The sequence below is a fragment of the Candidatus Poribacteria bacterium genome (assembly GCA_028820845.1).
Taxonomy (GTDB): domain Bacteria; phylum Poribacteria; class WGA-4E; order WGA-4E; family WGA-3G; genus WGA-3G.
Genome location: JAPPII010000057.1, coordinates 1 through 16722, shown reverse-complemented (window position 1 = coordinate 16722; position 16722 = coordinate 1). Strand labels below are relative to the sequence as shown.

Here is a 16722-nt window from a genome sequence, read left to right as displayed (position 1 = left end):
CATCAGATACCCGCTCAACTCAATACCTCATAATTTGGCGAAGGTATTGAACTTAGTTTTCGTTTTAATGTTGGCACTCGTAGCGGGTCCGGCATTCGCACAAGTAACAGTTGTGAGTGGTAATCTCAACACAGCTGCAGATGCTGCTGGGACTGCTACTTCTGCTGCTGATAATGTACTTGCTGCAAGTGGCTTTGTTGTTCTTGAGATGCCTGAGGCCACTGCAGAGCCTACTGGTGCTAGGAATGGGTTTGTTGGGGGTGGAGTGATTGAAGTCACAGCGACGGCTGGTCAATTCCCAAATATCGACGAGCTTTTCCGATTCGGTGGAACGATTGAGCTTGTGGTGAAGAACGCTGAGGATCTTACGGGAGAGGCAGCAGACGCCGACGAGGAAGCAGCCCTACTGCATCGCCTCGCTATCACCGAAATTATGTGGGGTGTTGACGAGGGTGTAACTGGTGCGGATCAGGCACTACCGCAGTGGATTGAAGTCTACAACGCTGGTGCTCCCTTAGCAGCAACGGACGATCTCCATCTTGTGTTCACCTCAAACACGCGGGTTGAACGCAGTGGCGTGACCTTTAAAGTTACTACTGCGGGTGATAGTGTTGCTGCTGGTGTATATGATGCAGGCACTAATATCGAGGATGCAAAGTACACTGTCGTTGACCGTGTGAGTGTCATCAACCGTTTTGGTTCCAGATGGAATCCACCAGGTATGAGTGGTCGGGTTGTGACTAATGCTGAAAATCCTGTGCCATCGAATCTCGTTTCGATGTACCGTAGACGTAACACGAACGCGGGTAAAACTGCCTACACGGCTCACAACGCCGGTTCCAAGGCGGGTGAACATAGATTCGGCGACGGCACCGAGGCGCGTCAGTGGATAGCATCCGTTGGACGTTTGAACGTGAGTGGTCCTCACGTCGCTACGCCGGGTGCGGTTCAGCAAGATGACGGTGGTATTGCGACACAAAGTAAAGCACCGGCATCCCTTCCCGGCACTGCTATCATTATCAATGAGATTTACAACTCAGCGACGCTTCAGTGGATTGAACTTTACAACACCGGTAGTGCTGCACAAGAAGTTAAAAAATGGACGATGCACGCAGCGTATGAGGATGCTGATGGCAACAGGCAGCAGCAACGGGTCTTTTCGATTCCTGACAAGGGCACCAGCATTCCTGCGGGTGGTTTCTTGGTCATCACGAATCGCGATCCCGCCGATAGCGTCTTGGCGGGAGGTATGGATCTCCATGATACCAACAAGTTCCCGGCAGGTGCGAAGCAGCTGTATATCGTCGTGAATGGTGGTGATGACAAGTGGATGCCTGCTGACGATTTCCTACTCGTTCTCAGAAACCGTAACGATAGAACCAACCACGAGGGGATCGTAGACATCGCCGGTAATCAGTTCATTGAGCAGGCGAATGTCTCGGAGGCTTGGCCCTTGAGAGGCTGGAGTGTTGCTATTGCGAACGCTGACATTAATACCGAAAGGATTGATGCGAATGACTGGGGCGGTGCTGGCAACAGTATACCCCGTAACACCGGTATGACGTATGCGCGTATCGAGCAGAAGACGGGTGGACAGCGTTCAGAGAAAGACCACTGGCGTAAGGACGGTGCCGTCAACGGTCCCGGGTATGACCCGAACGTAGATATGGCAATCGCACCGGGAACGCCGGGGTATGCCAACAACGCTCAGAAGGCGAACCCCGCTGACATCATGGGTGAAGTCGTCATCAGTGAGATTATGTATGATCCGGGTGCCAACGGCAATCTCACGCAGTGGATTGAGCTCTACAACAGTTCATTCACGGAATCGGCACATCTCAACGGTGACTGGGAACTCGAGATTCGCAACATTGACACGGATGTTGAGTCCTACGTCGATGCGAAGTTCAAGTTTGATGGCACTTCTGTGATTCTGCCGAACCAGACGATCCTTCTGGTCTCTGACCGTAGCAGTGCGAGTGATGTTGTCTCACACCGTGTGTATAACCTGTATCAGAAGCATCGCAACGAACTCGGTCTGTCTGCCCGTAAGAGCATTCTCTTGAGCAGTGAAGGTTTCCATCTCGAGCTCCGGTATAAAGGGAACGTCGAGGACGTAGCAGGGAACGTTATGCTGGACTCGCGGACACCGGGTCGCACGGTGATGTGGGCATTGCCGGAGACGGGTGGCGAGATGCGCAAGTCCATCGTCCGTGGCTTTGGCACAAAGGCATTTGACGGCGCGGCTGATGACGCGAATGACGGCACGATGGCATCCTCGTGGATACCCGCACAGAGCGTCGGGAGCTACTACGGACACCGTGATGATGTCGGATCACCCGGACATCGGGAAGGTTCTCCCTTACCCGTCTCACTCTCCAGTTTCCGTCCCGTTCGCGACAAAGCCACAGGTCAAGTCGTGATTACATGGGTCACCCAGTCTGAGTTGAACAATGCTGGATTCAATATCCTGCGGAGTGAAACCAAAGACGGTGCGTTCCAGGTCATCAACGTCAAAGGCATTGTGCCCGGACACGGCACCACTTCTGAGAAGCATGTGTATACCTACACAGATACAACTGCGAAATCCAACGTTGTTTACTACTACCAGATTGAGGATGTCTCGTTGGACGGCAACCGGACAACCTTGCGCACGACACACTTACGTGGAAACGTCAGTGCGGGTGGTAAACTCACAACGCGTTGGAGTGAGCTAAAATCGTCTGGCAAATAGGTCGGACACATAGGTTGTTCAGGGATGAAACAATTGAACTAACCTAAACCAAAAATGGGGACTCCGGCTGCGGTTGTGAGTCCCTATTTTTTTACCAGTATGTAGCGGTGCCTGTGCGTTTGTGCCTTAACTAAATTGGACATCACAGACCCGGTAGGTGCGATTTCCTAACCGCACTGGGTGTCATTATAGAAACCCTTTTAAGATAAGAGGAATTTATTAATTAGAAGTATTAGTCTTAAGGCTTGTCCACTCAAAACTTATAACTCAAGATTTCTGAACTTATAGATAGATACGGCTTACGCGACATTTATAGTAGGTTTCGGAATTATTTATACACTTCACATCGGTGCGGTTAGAAACCGCACCTACCGGGGGGTGGCACTTCACATCGGTGCGGTTAGGAAACCGCACCTACCGGGGGGTGGCTGAGGCTATAAAAGTCTTTACGGAATCTACTATAAAATGCGTAAGTGCTAATAAACTTACAACCGACAACAAACCGACACACAGCGAGGCACGCGTGCGGGTTTCCCCACGAAGCCCGCGCTGAACACCCATAGTTCGTAGGGCAAGCACCCAGTGCCTCCGCCCTGCATACTTCATACAACCAAAATGAGGTATATTTTTTCATGAAAAACCTAATGACACGAAAAATCGTCTTCGGCATACTGATGACGCTTGTGCTGGCGTTCAGCGTGCAGGGTATCGCAGATGCAATACAGACGGATAATTTTGCCCTTGCTGCTACAGGGCAGTCCGATCTTGATCGTCTGGGTATTGGAACTACGGTTACTTTAACAATTACACAAACTACTAATATTGATACTGTTGCGGAATCCGTTAATATTAGTATTAGCGGCGGCAGCGCGACCATCTCGCTTGATGGCGCGGCGGGAAGAACTTCCCATACTTTTACAGAAGATGCTGTTAACGGAACTTTGACAATTGGCACCTTAACCTTTAGGGCTCAAAGTGCCGGTAAAGTTAACATAAGACTCAGGGATTCGACTTCAAGCATACCTTCTGGAAGCCAGCGAGCATCAGAACAAGTCTTGACGTTTTACGTAGTGCAGAGTATAGTTCCTCAGACAGCATCTATCCGTCTTGCTGGCATAAGCAACGGGATCAAGTCTGGATATGTTGGTTTCGGGACCCAACTACTTTACAATGGGGACGGCAGCCACTATCCGGTTACGTATACGTGGACTGGTGGTGGGAACGCCTATATACAAGAGGGGAACCGCACGACTACACCTGCGGCTAGTCCTCTCAATACATCAAGTGCCGCCAAAGTGTATCTTAGCGAGAGGGATTCAAGTACCACGGTGACTGCACAAGTTACAGGTGGAGCTTCATTCGTAGGTGCCTATGTCTATGGTAGACCTACACTGCAAACGCCGACAACCACTCTTACTAGTGATAGTCCTGGTGTTCCTGGTAACCGGCCTGCAAACGCCTTTACAGCCATAGTGAATGATGGTGTCGCCACTCCGGCTGCAGTTACCGGAGTGCCAGTCAAATTTGAAGTCAAAGATAAATCCACAAGTAGCGGCGGCTGGCTTATTCCGGGTACGGGTAACACTATAGTTGACTCCAGTAACAGGATAATAGAGCCCCCCCCGACATCTGCTAAAACATTATATGTACGGACCGGGGCAAGTGGGGCTCAGATTGGCTATGAAGTTGGAACTGCTGGTAGAGAACAGGTGATTATCGTTAGTGCAGTGGGCCAAACGAAAGAAGTTACAGCATACAGTACCGCTTTACCAGACAGGAAAATCACTATAGACACAAATGCGAGACGGTCCGGATCCTCCACCAAGTATGATTTGAAGCTTCTCATAGAAGACGATGATACCCCAGTATCTGGTGTTGCGGTCACATTCGATACGCTCAAAGGGACATTGACGAATACGCCTGATACGGGGACTTCTAATACGGTTACGAATGGTTCGCTGACCGAAAATACTAATTTAGATGGCATCGCACACGTTATTTACGACTCACTGAACTATGCCGCTCCTTTGGAAGTTCTTACGTTTGCCCATAAAAGTGCACTCACAGTTCCGACTGATGAGGCGGACATGATTAGGCTAACCATTAACGTCAGCGGTGGCAGCGTAACGCCGCGGCAGCCGGAGCAGCCGCAACAGCGCACCGCTGCGCTCTCCTTCAACTTAGGAACTACGATTACGGGTAACGAGGATGATAGCATCGCCCTAACTGCGACAGCAAGAGATGAAAATGGAGACGTGCGTTTTGGGGTACCTGTCACATTTACGCTCAGCAGCGCTAACGTAGGAACACTCTCGCAGACGACTCCCGTCCTTACCAGTAGCAGCGGTCAAGCAACGGTAACCCTCACACTCGGGGATGAAGATGGTACAATCACCGCAACGGCGACGGGTTATACTACAGCACAAGCGACGATCACGATTGAACCCACACCGACTGACTTAGCGGCGGTTTCAGGAAGTGGGCAGAGCGGTACTCCCGGAACAACCCTCTCTTCACCCTTTGTTGTCCGCTTTGAAGATGACGAGGGCGATCCGATTCCGGGGGCGGTGATTACCTTTACCGTCGAAACCGGGGGCGGATCGGTCTCCAGTTCAACGGCTACCACCGATGCAGACGGTGAGGCGGAGACAACCCTCACACTCGGCAGCGTCGGGATGCGGAATACCGTCCGCGCAAGTGTTAATGCTACGGACTACCCGGGGGTCGGTTCCGCTGTCTTCACCGCGGACGCCTCACTCGGTCCCGAGGCAATCGTCATCGCCGGGGGGGACGATCAGACCGGACTGGCCAATAGACGACTTGATGAAGATTTGAGCGTACAAGTCGTTGACAGAGAAGACAACGGGATCGGTGGAGTGCTTGTCCGCTTCCGCATTACCGAAGGCAGAGGTCGCCTCTCTCGGAATAGCGCACGGACCGACCCAGACGGGTATGCAGAGGTCGGTTTCACACCGACTGCCGACGGAGAAATCGTGGTTGAAGCGTACGCAACAGGACTCAGTTCGGCATTCTTCACCGTTTTCACCGGGGAACCGCCTTCCGATATCGTGAAGGTCTCCGGCGACAATCAGAGCGGTCTACCGGGCACCCGGCTTGCGAATCCCTTTGTCGTTGAAGTCGTCAACGAAAACGACGAACCGGTTTCAGGGGTCACCGTGAACTTTGCAGTCACAGCGGGTGGCGGTAGCGTTTCACCCGAAACCGCGACGACGAACGCAAGCGGACGCGCACAGACTCGACTGACACTCGGCGATGAACCGGGGAATAACAGAGTCGCTGCACGCGTTACAGGACTCACGGCTGTGAACTTCAATGCGACATCGGGGATGCAGGTGCTTGTCGGTGCCTCACAGCGTGTGCCGATGTACTGGATTAGCAGAACAGAGGGAACCCTCTACCGACTCGTTGATGCCGACATTGAGGCACTTGCACCGAGCGTCACAGGCGTTACAGGTATCACTATCGATACGGCGAACAACCTCCTCTATTTCGCTGTGCAGACAGGACCCAATAGAGGTGAAATCCGAAGTGCGAATCTCAACGGCAGAAACATCCGAACCGTCAAAACATTGACAGCCGTGCCGATGGGTATTACGGTTGACAGTGCGGGTGGTGTCGTCTACTGGACGAACTCCCGTGGCAGAATCCAGAGCATTCCTGCAGACGGGAGTGCCAATCTCACGAACATCCTCCAGAACCTGCCGAATCCGGGCCCGATTGTGGTATCCAACGGTCATCTCTATTGGGGAGAAGCCGCCGGTAGAATCCGGCGCATTGACCTGGCAGCGACACGGCAGACGGTACAGAACGTCGCCACAGGTCTCAGTGAACCGTTGAGCCTTTCGGTTGCGAAAAATAAACTGTACTGGGTCGAGCGCGGTGATGCCGGGAGTGGGAGTCTGAATCGCTCGAACCTTGACGGCTCGAACGCACAAACGCTGAAGACCTTCGCATCGGGTGTCCCGACCTCAATTGCGGTGGATGGTTCAGACAACAAGATTTACTGGACGAAGGGGACCGGCAAAATCCAACGCTCGAACCTCGCCGGTAGATTGGTCAAAGACATCGCCTCAGGTGTGACGAACCCGATAGGTATCATACTCAACGTTGTGGCACCTCCGACGATCGCCCGGCCGCCCACACAACCGAGGGAACCTGGAGAGACTCCGACCTACTCGCAGTATGATGTCAACGAAGACGGTGCAATCAATAACGCTGACACGCGAGCCGTTGCCGCAGCAATTGGACAGAGCGGAGGTGGTATCACCGACCCGCGCACAGACGTTGATGGGAGCGGCACTGTGGATGCGACCAACATTATCCTCGTCTTGGCGAACCTCGACGACGATATTGCTGCCCCGACGCTTGATATTGATGTCAAGGCACTGGACCTTGACTTCGATCGTGTGCAGGAGCAGGTCGAGATGTTGCTTGCTTCGGGTGACAGGTCGATTGCGGCGCAGCGTGCGTTGTTATATCTCCAACACCTGTTAGCATCGGCACGTCCGGATGAGACGGTGTTGTTAGCGAACTATCCGAATCCGTTTAACCCGGAGACATGGATACCGTATCACCTGTCAGAAAGCACGGATGTGCGTGTGAACATCTACGATTCGCGGGGTATCTTGGTGCGTGCGTTGACCCTCGGTCATCAGACGGCGGGTTACTACACGAGCCGGAGCCGTGCGGCGTATTGGGATGGTCGGAACGCATTCGGTGAACGTGTTGCGAGTGGTATCTATTTCTACCAGTTGCAGACGGACGCAGAAGTTTCGCCGCTGCGGAAGATGGTTATTTTGAAATAGCTGTTAGCGGTCAGCGGTCAGAAATCAACGGTATGAATGCCGTGTGGCATTCCCCGGCTACGCTTTCAGCGGTCAGTACTGAGAAAAGGCGGCATGTAATATAGGTCATGCCGCCTTTCTTCTCTTTGGATATTTTCAGCTCGTCCTGGGATGACGCTATAAACTCATCCTGTCTTTTTAGGATGACATTAACCTCCTAAATTCAAACTAAAATACTGGCGGTCAGGGGGCCATGCGCGTGATGCGCGTAACTGACCAAATGTAGCGATGGGAGATGTCGACTATTTGAAGTGCCAACGCTAATTAGGGCCAAAATTTCGTAAAGTTAAGACAAGTTTTTTCGTTGAAATTCGAGAGGCGTCAAATACCCTAACGCCGAATGTGGGCGTTTCTGGTGATACACGTGTCTGATAAAATGCCCGATGCGTTCTCTCGCCTCGGTAATATCTTGGTAGTCATTGATGTCAACTTCTTCCTCCTTGAGGGTGCGGATCAACCTTTCAGCGTATCCGTTCTCCCAAGGGCGCCCTCTGTGTGCTACCGAAATCTCAACGCCATGCCGCGTCAGGGTCGAGGTGTAAGCACTTGAAAGATACTGCGCGCCTTGATCAGAGTGATGAATCTCACAGACGCTGTGGCATAATGCCTCTTGTAGCGGTTTCAAGGTCAGAGATGTATGCAAATGTCGACTGACCTGCCACCCTTTTATCACTCGGGTGAAGACATCCATGAGCACAGCGACATAGACGAAACACCTGTTGAGGCGGACGTAGGTGATATCGCCCACCCAGACCTGATCCCGGCGACAGACCTCAAGGTTCTCAATGCTATTGACCCAGTTCCGTGGACCTTCAAGGGAGCTCGTGGTGCGACAGACACGTTTGATGGAAACAGAAAGGTTCTCTTCTTTCATCAACCGGGCGACGCGTCTATAACCGACGAGGTATCCTTGACGCAGTAGCAACGCTGTGATGCGTCTATATCCATATTTCGGATACCGCAGAGATAATGCCTCTATTTTCTCTCGCAACTCCCCTTCTGAAGGGTCGCTTTTCGGCTGATAATAGAGAAGACTCCGGTTGAATCCGAGGGTTTCACAAATCTGCCGAACCGAATAGGAAGAAGCGTTGCGCACTGTTTCTATCATTTCTCGTTTCTCTGACGAGGTGAGTTCAACCACGTCGCGGCTTTTTTTTCAATGTCTAATGCCACGGTCAAACGCCCAACGAGCCGCTCAAGGTGAGCAATACGCGCCGCCGCCTCGATCGACTGTTGATCCGTAGAGGAGACGAACAGCGTCGCCACATTTTCAACGACTTGCTGCTTCCACTTCGAGAGCTGTTGTTCGCTGAGGTTATATCGTCTACACAGTTCGGAAACCTGCGAACTTTCACCGCTGAGGGCCTCAAGCACGACTGCTGCTTTAAACTCGGGGGTGAAGCTTCTTCGTTTCGCCATCGGATACTCCTTTCAGTAGATTGTTATCCTATCACAATCTTGTTTTAGAGGGTGGCCCTAATTTCCGATGGCAGTACAATTCCTTCGCTACATTTTTTTTGGCTATCAGCTATCCGCCTCGGTTGCGTTTGGGTCCTGTTTCTTAAGGGCTGCTGCTTTGTAGGCGGCGATGAGTTCGTTTTCAAAGTCGATCCAAACAGGGTTCTTCCGCCAGCGCGAGATTGTTGAATCGGTAACTTTGAAGTGTGCTGCGATTTCAGTATTGCTTGCGCCGTTGAAAGACATTTCGCAAGCCGCCAGAATGGTGCCTTTGGAATTGCTGCGCATGGTGAAACCTCTTTTTCGGTCGATTTTGAAAAACTGCATCTCACAATCCCGAACATATTTTAACTGATATTTCTCAAAAGTTTGTTTGTTTCAATAGTTATATATGTTCTTGTAGGTTTGGTTCATGAAAATGCGCGGCGATGATAGACAAGAGCTGCCTATCCGCGGACAGTTGAAGTTTTATGTGATGAAAAGTGAGTCGTGTGGAGCGACTGACCTGCTGGATCATGAGATAACCGAGAACCTTTATGGCTAAGGAGCCATAAGCACCGTTTCGATGCTGCAAACGCATTGCTGAAAGGCGGAGATCCGTTTTCAAATGTCGCCAAAACTGTTCGATACCATGATGTTGGGCCCAAATATGGAGGATCTCTGCGGATCGTAAAGGTCTGCCAAAGACCCTCAGCGTTTGCGTTTTTCCGTGTGTCGGAAAAAAGAGGAGCACGAGTTGCCCGAAAGTCGGGCTGTTTGCCCGAAAACGTCGCATGGGTTTATCACACCCGCATTGCTGAGTCAGGAGTTTGACGGTCTTCTTGTGTTTTGAAAGTTTGGCAGTTTTCCCGTCCATCTCCATGACGTAGTTGCTTTTGCCATGAACAAGGACACAAGTGAACCCTAACGCGAACAGTGCTTCAATGAGAGTTTGACTGCCATACCAAGAATCAAAGGTGATTGGATACTTTCTCAAATCAATACCTTCGGCATCGAAGACTTCAAGCACTTCTCGTATCATTGTTTGAAAGCAGGTCGGTTTATCCGTGTTGCCTCTCCCTTGTTTAGAGACGATACGGATGTTCAGTGGGAGAATGACATCGCCGATCTTCAAAGTGATGGCGAGTATATTTCGACCTTTGATCGCATGCTTTTGCTGTTTTGACCACCACTTATAGCAATAAGCGAGTGTTTTGGCATAGCACGGGTCATTTGTGTCATCAACACTTATCGTGATACACCGTCGAGAACGCGTGGCTGCCGACTTCACCTGAGCCTCACGGATCGCTTCAATAGCGAGCGTAGATGCCAGACGAACTAACAGCGTCTTCCACTGATAAAGACTCAGTGCCTTTAGGTCTCGATAGCGTTTATTTTTTCAGACGCTGAGTGCCTCTGCGACTTGATTCGGATTGTAAAGTCCAAAGAGATGTCCGGTTGAAAGGAGCAGCAAGGTTTCAGCGAGCTCGGACGTCATCTTCCGAGCGTTTGCGTAGAAAGCGGATTGAAAAAAGGCTGCTGTTCTGATAATATGATGTCGCATGAGATGTCCTCCTGAAAAGTTGGGTTAACTCTTAGGATGACATCTCATGTGCTAAAAATCAAGAAACTTTTTAAAAACAAAACGCATTTTCATAACGCGATACGCCCTTAGGCAACGCTTTTAGGCGTATAAACATAACTTTGATAAATGTCAGTTTTAATTACACACTATATAATACCCATTCAGGTGCCGTCAAGATATTGCCTTGCGCATCGCGTGTTCCCGCAGCGGTTTCGACAACCTCATCTTCAGAATGCATCCGAATTGTGGCTGCGATGTCCTCTGTGGTTACCCGTAAAATAAAGGTCGTGCATCGGAGTGTCGTTGCCATTCAAAATCCCGTATTTTATATTAGAAAGTTCCTCCTGCGATACCTTTCCGGAGTGTGTTTTGGATGTTGACTTCCACGATAATGAAACTCATCGATAGCATGTAGATATAGGCTTCGGGTACATCCTTATCAAACAACAAACACGGTTCTGGCGATTCAATAAAGTCCTCAAAGATGGTTAACCCCTCTGGCGATGTGCCTGTTAGGAAATGTACCTCGTCACGTTCTTCTTCCGTGAGCGTTTCGGGCATCGACTCGCGCTCCATTTCTAACAAAATTGCCGAATGGAGTTCATCTTTATACATCACAAGCTCTACATAGTGATTCCGTAAAATCGTTGCGCGTTCGAGCATCGAAAGATCGTTGTTCATCACCAGATACCGTTTCCCCTTTTTCTCTGCCAAGGGCACAGTTGGCACAATCACGGGTTTGGGGTGTTCGGTGATCTCGGAGGGGATGACTTCTGTCTCCATCGGTGTGCTGTAGTAGCCACCTTCGATCGTCCAGCCTTCTGTCGTTTTTTCAAGTGCAAACCTCTCCCGGAGGCCTTCTCGCTCTCATATAGAATGTCCCTTTAACACCAACCGATCGTTCTCAATCGCCTTGACGAGACTTGTGTCTATCTCGCCATAACCGTATAAGACGACATAACACATCTCACCGGCATGTTCTATATGAAGCACCCGGAACTGTTCTATCAGCTCAAAAAGCGCATCAGAGTCTTGGTTGAGTTTGAGATAGAATTGTTTTGCCATCAGCGCATCTCCTATGTGGGATCCGGCTGTCGCATTCTTAGCGTTAAGGTATGTGTTTTTACGCTTGTGCCGCTGTTCACAGGCACTGTGCCTGAAACGCTCCCTGTTTGGACTTCGTTTGGATCGACATCTTCCATATCGCTTGGGCTCCCACCCATGCGTTGTCGCTGCGTTACCGGTGCTGACGGCGAAACATTTGCCGTTGCATCGGCACCGGTAATTGTTCCTATAAATTGATCCGACGCGGGTCTGCCGATTTTATAGACAAACGGCGCAGTGAAACTGCCACCCGCGGGTTGGAGTGTTGTCCTTTTGTTGCCAGTGAAGTCAACAGAACCCGACAGAAAGCCTGTGATGACACGTAAGATGAAGTTTGTTTGTCGAAACGGCATTAGCTCACTCCATCATCCCCCGTCATGCGGTCGAAGTCTGCCTGTGGCATCGTAATCCGTCCATAGATGTCGTAAAAAATCATTGGATCTGCTGCGAGGCGACTCGGAACTGTCGGGGCAGTGACTTGCAGGGTTGCACGTTTCCATATATCCGCATCCGCTATATCATCTGTCCCGGCAGGCATTGCAGGGTCCCCCTCGGCATCAAGAGGTGTTGCTGGCGTGAAAGTCGGTGAAGTGGGTCTGTTGGCTGTCTCGCGTTGGGTTCGCGCAGCGTTGTTATACCACTCCACAGTAAATGCACCGGTTGCTGAGGGATAGCCGGTCTTGTAGACGTATACGAACGTTACCCGCGTGAGGGGTCGTGTTTCAATGGTGCTGATTGTTCTGACACGCTGCTCCCCTACAGTATAGGTGCCGCTGGTTTGGAGCACAGCATCTATAAATCCAAGCACGCTGATCGTGTATTCATCTACAAAGGTCGGCATCTGTCGCCTCCATCAAATTGCCCCACGGGTCCAAAATTTTTCCCACAACCTTTTCGCCCGGCTCTGGGGGCGTGTAGAACGCAAGGGGTACGGCAAAATACGTCGCGCCCTCGTATTCAACATCCACAATCTTAAATGCCTGTGCCATCGCGGCAAGCACATCTACGGGTAAATCCTGACGGAGCAGCATGCACGGGATCGGGTGTTCCAAGACTTTCTCGTAGATCGCTGAACCTTCAAGATCGATGCCAAAGGGGGCTTGGGGAGTATTATTAGCCATACGTCACATTTCTCCGCACTCTGAGTAAAACGTCGCCGCGAGCGTTGGGCATCATCTGCATTATCTCCGGTGTTTGTCGTGAAGCCGACGCTCTGCGTTTGAGAGGCTCTACTCGCCGCACTTTTGATCGAAAAAGTTTTTGTGGTGTTTTAAATAAGTTTTCAATCAACATATTATTTCTTTATAGAAAGAGCGTTCGCAACAACTACAAGGTCAAGGATGTTGGTAACACCGTCTCCATTCAAATCCAGCGTTTGCGTCCCAATCGCATTGGATATTATCACCAAATCCAGCACATTCACAAGACCATCGCCATTGACATCTGCCGTTACCATGATACCCTTCAAATAAATTTCACCGTCTAAATCCGCAAGCACATGCTGCGTGCCTTCTACACCGCTGGCAACCCCTTTTGACTGGGGCAAACGGATTGTTTGTGCTTTGCCGCTCCGGTTATACACTGCCCAACCGTTGGTGAACTCCCGGATGAACACGCCATCACGATTCTCATAAAGTTTTCCCTTCTCACCTACAGGACGACCGAGATCGGCATTCCAGAAATCATAGTAGAGGCTACCCGATAGACTCTGATGTACATTCACATAGCCATCTGAATGTGTGAGGCTGAGTGTTGTAAACACACGCATGTTTTGAAGATTGCGAGATGATTGCGGATCGGCATAAGTTGGAAGTTTGGCAGCTAAAAAAGTAAAGTTCGGTTCCTTGTAGTTCGCTGCGTTCCAGAGAAGTGCCTCCTCATAATTGAGATAGTCTTGACGGGTATAATACGCACCCCCATACTCCTCCGTCCCTTGCCACTCTGACCCCCAAGTTTCCATAAGCGCACCATTGACATACGGTGCTGAGCCTGGAATTTTGTGCCATACTGGATTTACAGCTATCAGAAAGTCCTCCGGCACTGCTTGGCGGACCCCTTGTAGAATCTGCACCCGTGCCTGACGAACAACTTCCAGTGGCACAAGCTCATGCAAATCTACAGACTCGCTCCAATTATCGAGAATTATACCATCATAGAGACCGCAGTTGGCAACCGCAACGGCTTGAGCGACGATTATTTCAATGACATCCGGGTTCGTGAAATCAACCATATCATTAAAATAACCTAACTTGCCTTCAGCATCAAACCACTCCTCCCTTACAATCGTGCCATCAGGATTGCGCAACCAATACGGAGAATCCTCCGTGAATCCGAAGCCATGACCATCATAGTAACGAACCTCAGCAAGTAAAACCATGTTCGGGTTCGCATCAAAAAGGTTCGCATGATCTTGTTTTATCCGCTCTATATGCCAAGGACCTTCACCAGCACGCACCTCACCGCCGAAAGGCGACCTCTCGAACCAGAGCCCATTATCAAAAACATCGGTATCTCCGAAGAAATCCGATAGAGATGGCTCCGCAACTTCTAAACTTGTTGCATAGTTTGTTCTCACCATGTTCGACCCACCAATCGAAGGATAAGAACGAGCCTTCAGCCGCTCCTTGACAGGTTTCACATACGACGGCGGCTGAAAATCACACATCCAGTGTCGTAAGGCTTCTATTATCCTTGGATGTGCGGATACAAACTGACCTACGCCTGAATTGGGGTTATCTCGAATATCAAGATACCCCAGATTTGTAAGGTTCAATAAGGGTGTGAAATCGGTAATTTGATTGTTCTGTAACTCAAGCACCTCTAATTGATTTAAACTTGAGAGGGGTGAAATATCGGCAATCCGGTTACGAAACAGCTTAAGTATCCTTAGGTCCCGAAGTTCTGAAAGTGGTGTGAGATCGCTAACCTCCTCATCCGCGATCAGTAGCCTCGTAAGATTTGTGGCGTGTTCCAAGCCCTTGAGACTTTTAACACCACGCTCATTAAATATCAACGCGTAAAGCCTTTGCATATCTGTAATTGCAAGTGTGTCAACACCTAACGTCTCAGAAACCACACGTCGTAGGTTTTCATCTGGCATCCAGTTTTCTGCGGATGTTACAGAAACGGTTGCCCAAAAACACAGCATAAGACACAATACTTTTTTACGGAACATCCGAAACGCCCCCTTTCAAATCGCTATCTATCCCAATGACATAAAGCCCGAATTTCTGATACATCCCAAAAAGACTATTATCCGCTTTGTCTTCGTTGGTTTCCAGCTCTTTCCGATTATTTCTTCCACTCAGCAGATCCGCAATTGAACCAATATCGTCCAAAAATTTAGCATTCACAGCGAGGTGATTTGTGTCAAATTTAAGTGAATCATACGTCTTGGGTGGCAACAGATAATAATTGCCATAGAGATTGGCGTAATGTGGCGAAACTTTATCCAAAAGGATGTAGAGCAGTGGATTGGTGTAGTAAAACTGGGCATCTACAATCATATTTGCTTTGCTGAAAATGGATTGCATCTGTTCTTTTTGAAAAGTTTCACCTATTGCGCAGATTTCCATTAAATGCTCTGTGTATGGTTGTTCTAACCGATAGATGATTACATCTTGTGCTGCCATTGTCTGATTTCCTATAGATATGTGTTGATTAGCAATTCGTTAAATTGTTGGATAAAAACGTCTGCAGAAACATTTTTGCATGCCCAGTTTCGTCCTTGATTTCCCTCAGATGCGGGGATTTCGGAGAAATTGTTTGTGATTTCAGAAATCGTCTCAACAAATGCTTCGGCAGTTTTGAGTCCATGAAAACCAGGTCTTTCTTTAAAAAGTGGGTGTTGTCCAGCTACAGAGATTACACCTGCCATGAGCATCTCTTGATTGATACGCGAGGACACATCGTGCCATGTATCGTTAATTCCAATTCCAGCCGTTGATAAGTGATACGCGACTTCAATGTATGACGCGTTCGGTATCCATACATCCGTACAGGCTCGGATTTTCTCTACAAGCTCAAGGTCTTCTGTCCTATTTTCATTGCTCCACACCTCAGCGTTTCCGATATAGATGCGTCTCATTTTGCCCCTGAGTCTTTCAAAAACTTCAAAAATCAAGTATGGGTTTTTGATATGTTTGAGTCCGCCACATGCAATAACGGATAACTCTTTTTTCGCAGGCTTAAACAAATACGGATCGATAGCATCACAAAGATACCCAATCGGTGTAATGCCGAGCGCTGTGAGTATATCCCACAAATAGGGTGTATTCACGACAACGCCGAGAGGATAGTGCTTAATTTTCGCACGCGACCACCACGGAAGTCGTGCGAGTTCCAACTCACAACACGTTACGATTTTCGCCGCAGGCTTTTCAAATAACTTCGTCAGACGCGCTGCGTGTGCCTTGTGAATTGCACCTAATACGTCACCCTGCATAACGGTGTTTGCCTGAATGTCTCTCCACAAGCTAAACCACAGTGATTCTATCAGACAGAAATCGCTTTGAATTTCTTCAACATCACTAATAATACGTACATCATAGTGTGTGCGCAGCGCGCTTGCACGGGAATGGATATTCGGCAGCATCCCGCCTCCAGCATTTCGTTTCGCTTCGAGATCAAACGATTGATACATCTTCGGCACAAGATAATCTATCTTCATCGTGTTGCCTCCTCTATCGCGGATCGGAAGGCTGGATAGCTCACATTTTTCAATGCCCACTGTCGTGTCGCAGCGACATCCACTTCGGGTGCGGACTTCAATAGTTCAACACAGGCTTCAGGGGTCAACCCGTTGGCAACACACGGATATTCCTCGAAAAGCGGATGCTGTCCAGCGAGGATACCCACCCCTGACAAGAGGGCCTCCATCGCCGTTCGGCAGCATGTTTCGTGATAGGCAAAATTTAGATAATATTTCGCTTTGCTTAAGATATACTATAGTTTGGACAATTTTAAAATTTTAGTGTGAAAAAGCAGAAAAGCAGGTA

General features: G+C 49.6%; 17 protein-coding genes. 2 read left to right on the top strand and 15 right to left on the bottom strand.

Annotated features, from left to right (window positions below):
- Positions 1 to 2734: lamin tail domain-containing protein (locus OXN25_11845; protein ID MDE0425554.1), on the top strand; the 2734-nt coding region annotated here is incomplete at its 5' end.
- 632 nt (positions 2735 to 3366) lie between these two features.
- Positions 3367 to 7560 (top strand): Ig-like domain-containing protein, encoded by a 4194-nt coding sequence (locus OXN25_11840; GenBank protein MDE0425553.1) that lies wholly within the window; start codon positions 3367 to 3369, stop codon positions 7558 to 7560.
- 325 nt (positions 7561 to 7885) lie between these two features.
- Here the strand turns inward: OXN25_11840 and OXN25_11835 are convergent, their stop codons facing one another.
- From OXN25_11835 to OXN25_11765, 15 genes are all read right to left on the bottom strand, one after another.
- A complete protein-coding gene (locus tag OXN25_11835; GenBank protein ID MDE0425552.1) occupies positions 7886 to 8707 on the bottom strand; it encodes an IS3 family transposase in 822 nt (273 codons plus the stop codon).
- On the bottom strand, positions 8704 to 9018 hold the full coding sequence (locus OXN25_11830; protein MDE0425551.1) for a transposase: 315 nt from the start codon (positions 9016 to 9018) through the stop codon (positions 8704 to 8706). Before OXN25_11830 ends, OXN25_11835 begins: the two co-directional genes overlap by 4 nt.
- 105 nt (positions 9019 to 9123) lie before the next feature.
- The gene (locus OXN25_11825) at positions 9124 to 9345 is read right to left on the bottom strand and encodes a hypothetical protein (protein ID MDE0425550.1); all 222 of its coding nucleotides are present in this window, start codon (positions 9343 to 9345) and stop codon (positions 9124 to 9126) included.
- Positions 9346 to 9442: 97 nt separating this feature from the next.
- Positions 9443 to 10327, bottom strand: coding sequence for a transposase (locus OXN25_11820; GenBank protein ID MDE0425549.1), 885 nt, complete (start codon positions 10325 to 10327; stop codon positions 9443 to 9445).
- Between the two features lie 108 nt (positions 10328 to 10435).
- Positions 10436 to 10600 carry a hypothetical protein gene (locus OXN25_11815; protein MDE0425548.1) on the bottom strand — a complete coding sequence of 55 codons (165 nt, stop codon included), beginning with the start codon at positions 10598 to 10600 and terminating at the stop codon, positions 10436 to 10438.
- A gap of 160 nt (positions 10601 to 10760) precedes the next feature.
- A complete protein-coding gene (locus tag OXN25_11810; GenBank protein MDE0425547.1) occupies positions 10761 to 10931 on the bottom strand; it encodes a hypothetical protein in 171 nt (56 codons plus the stop codon).
- A 20-nt stretch (positions 10932 to 10951) separates the two neighbouring features.
- A complete protein-coding gene (locus tag OXN25_11805) occupies positions 10952 to 11404 on the bottom strand; it encodes a hypothetical protein (protein ID MDE0425546.1) in 453 nt (150 codons plus the stop codon).
- Positions 11405 to 11488: 84 nt separating this feature from the next.
- Positions 11489 to 11686: a hypothetical protein gene (locus tag OXN25_11800; GenBank protein MDE0425545.1), complete on the bottom strand. Its 198-nt coding sequence runs from the start codon at positions 11684 to 11686 to the stop codon at positions 11489 to 11491.
- 11 nt (positions 11687 to 11697) lie between these two features.
- The gene (locus OXN25_11795) at positions 11698 to 12078 is read right to left on the bottom strand and encodes a hypothetical protein (protein ID MDE0425544.1); all 381 of its coding nucleotides are present in this window, start codon (positions 12076 to 12078) and stop codon (positions 11698 to 11700) included.
- A complete protein-coding gene (locus OXN25_11790) occupies positions 12078 to 12566 on the bottom strand; it encodes a hypothetical protein (GenBank protein MDE0425543.1) in 489 nt (162 codons plus the stop codon). The genes OXN25_11795 and OXN25_11790 overlap by 1 nt, the downstream gene beginning before the upstream one ends.
- Positions 12547 to 12846, bottom strand: coding sequence for a hypothetical protein (locus tag OXN25_11785; GenBank protein ID MDE0425542.1), 300 nt, complete (start codon positions 12844 to 12846; stop codon positions 12547 to 12549). The genes OXN25_11790 and OXN25_11785 overlap by 20 nt, the downstream gene beginning before the upstream one ends.
- A 173-nt stretch (positions 12847 to 13019) precedes the next feature.
- Positions 13020 to 14900 carry a leucine-rich repeat domain-containing protein gene (locus OXN25_11780; protein MDE0425541.1) on the bottom strand — a complete coding sequence of 627 codons (1881 nt, stop codon included), beginning with the start codon at positions 14898 to 14900 and terminating at the stop codon, positions 13020 to 13022.
- Entirely contained in the window at positions 14890 to 15357 is a 468-nt protein-coding gene (locus OXN25_11775) for a hypothetical protein (protein MDE0425540.1), read from the bottom strand. The genes OXN25_11780 and OXN25_11775 overlap by 11 nt, the downstream gene beginning before the upstream one ends.
- 11 nt (positions 15358 to 15368) lie before the next feature.
- Positions 15369 to 16394, bottom strand: coding sequence for a hypothetical protein (locus tag OXN25_11770; protein ID MDE0425539.1), 1026 nt, complete (start codon positions 16392 to 16394; stop codon positions 15369 to 15371).
- Positions 16391 to 16603, bottom strand: coding sequence for a hypothetical protein (locus tag OXN25_11765; protein MDE0425538.1), 213 nt, complete (start codon positions 16601 to 16603; stop codon positions 16391 to 16393). The genes OXN25_11770 and OXN25_11765 overlap by 4 nt, the downstream gene beginning before the upstream one ends.
- Positions 16604 to 16722: the final 119 nt, after the last annotated feature.

Excerpts from the sequence above, each read along its gene's own strand:
- OXN25_11840 (MDE0425553.1), top strand. The coding sequence starts at position 3,367 with ATGAAAAACCTAATGACACGAAAAATCGTCTTCGGCATACTGATGACG.
- OXN25_11790 (MDE0425543.1), bottom strand. The coding sequence starts at position 12,566 with ATGCCGACCTTTGTAGATGAATACACGATCAGCGTGCTTGGATTTATA.
- OXN25_11785 (MDE0425542.1), bottom strand. The coding sequence starts at position 12,846 with ATGGCTAATAATACTCCCCAAGCCCCCTTTGGCATCGATCTTGAAGGT.
- OXN25_11800 (MDE0425545.1), bottom strand. The coding sequence starts at position 11,686 with ATGGCAAAACAATTCTATCTCAAACTCAACCAAGACTCTGATGCGCTT.
- OXN25_11805 (MDE0425546.1), bottom strand. The coding sequence starts at position 11,404 with ATGGAGACAGAAGTCATCCCCTCCGAGATCACCGAACACCCCAAACCC.
- OXN25_11765 (MDE0425538.1), bottom strand. The coding sequence starts at position 16,603 with ATGGAGGCCCTCTTGTCAGGGGTGGGTATCCTCGCTGGACAGCATCCG.
- OXN25_11815 (MDE0425548.1), bottom strand. The coding sequence starts at position 10,600 with ATGCGACATCATATTATCAGAACAGCAGCCTTTTTTCAATCCGCTTTC.
- OXN25_11810 (MDE0425547.1), bottom strand. The coding sequence starts at position 10,931 with ATGGCAACGACACTCCGATGCACGACCTTTATTTTACGGGTAACCACA.
- OXN25_11830 (MDE0425551.1), bottom strand. The coding sequence starts at position 9,018 with ATGGCGAAACGAAGAAGCTTCACCCCCGAGTTTAAAGCAGCAGTCGTG.
- OXN25_11795 (MDE0425544.1), bottom strand. The coding sequence starts at position 12,078 with ATGCCGTTTCGACAAACAAACTTCATCTTACGTGTCATCACAGGCTTT.
- OXN25_11775 (MDE0425540.1), bottom strand. The coding sequence starts at position 15,357 with ATGGCAGCACAAGATGTAATCATCTATCGGTTAGAACAACCATACACA.
- OXN25_11835 (MDE0425552.1), bottom strand. The coding sequence starts at position 8,707 with ATGATAGAAACAGTGCGCAACGCTTCTTCCTATTCGGTTCGGCAGATT.
- OXN25_11770 (MDE0425539.1), bottom strand. The coding sequence starts at position 16,394 with ATGAAGATAGATTATCTTGTGCCGAAGATGTATCAATCGTTTGATCTC.
- OXN25_11780 (MDE0425541.1), bottom strand. The coding sequence starts at position 14,900 with ATGTTCCGTAAAAAAGTATTGTGTCTTATGCTGTGTTTTTGGGCAACC.
- OXN25_11825 (MDE0425550.1), bottom strand. The coding sequence starts at position 9,345 with ATGCGCAGCAATTCCAAAGGCACCATTCTGGCGGCTTGCGAAATGTCT.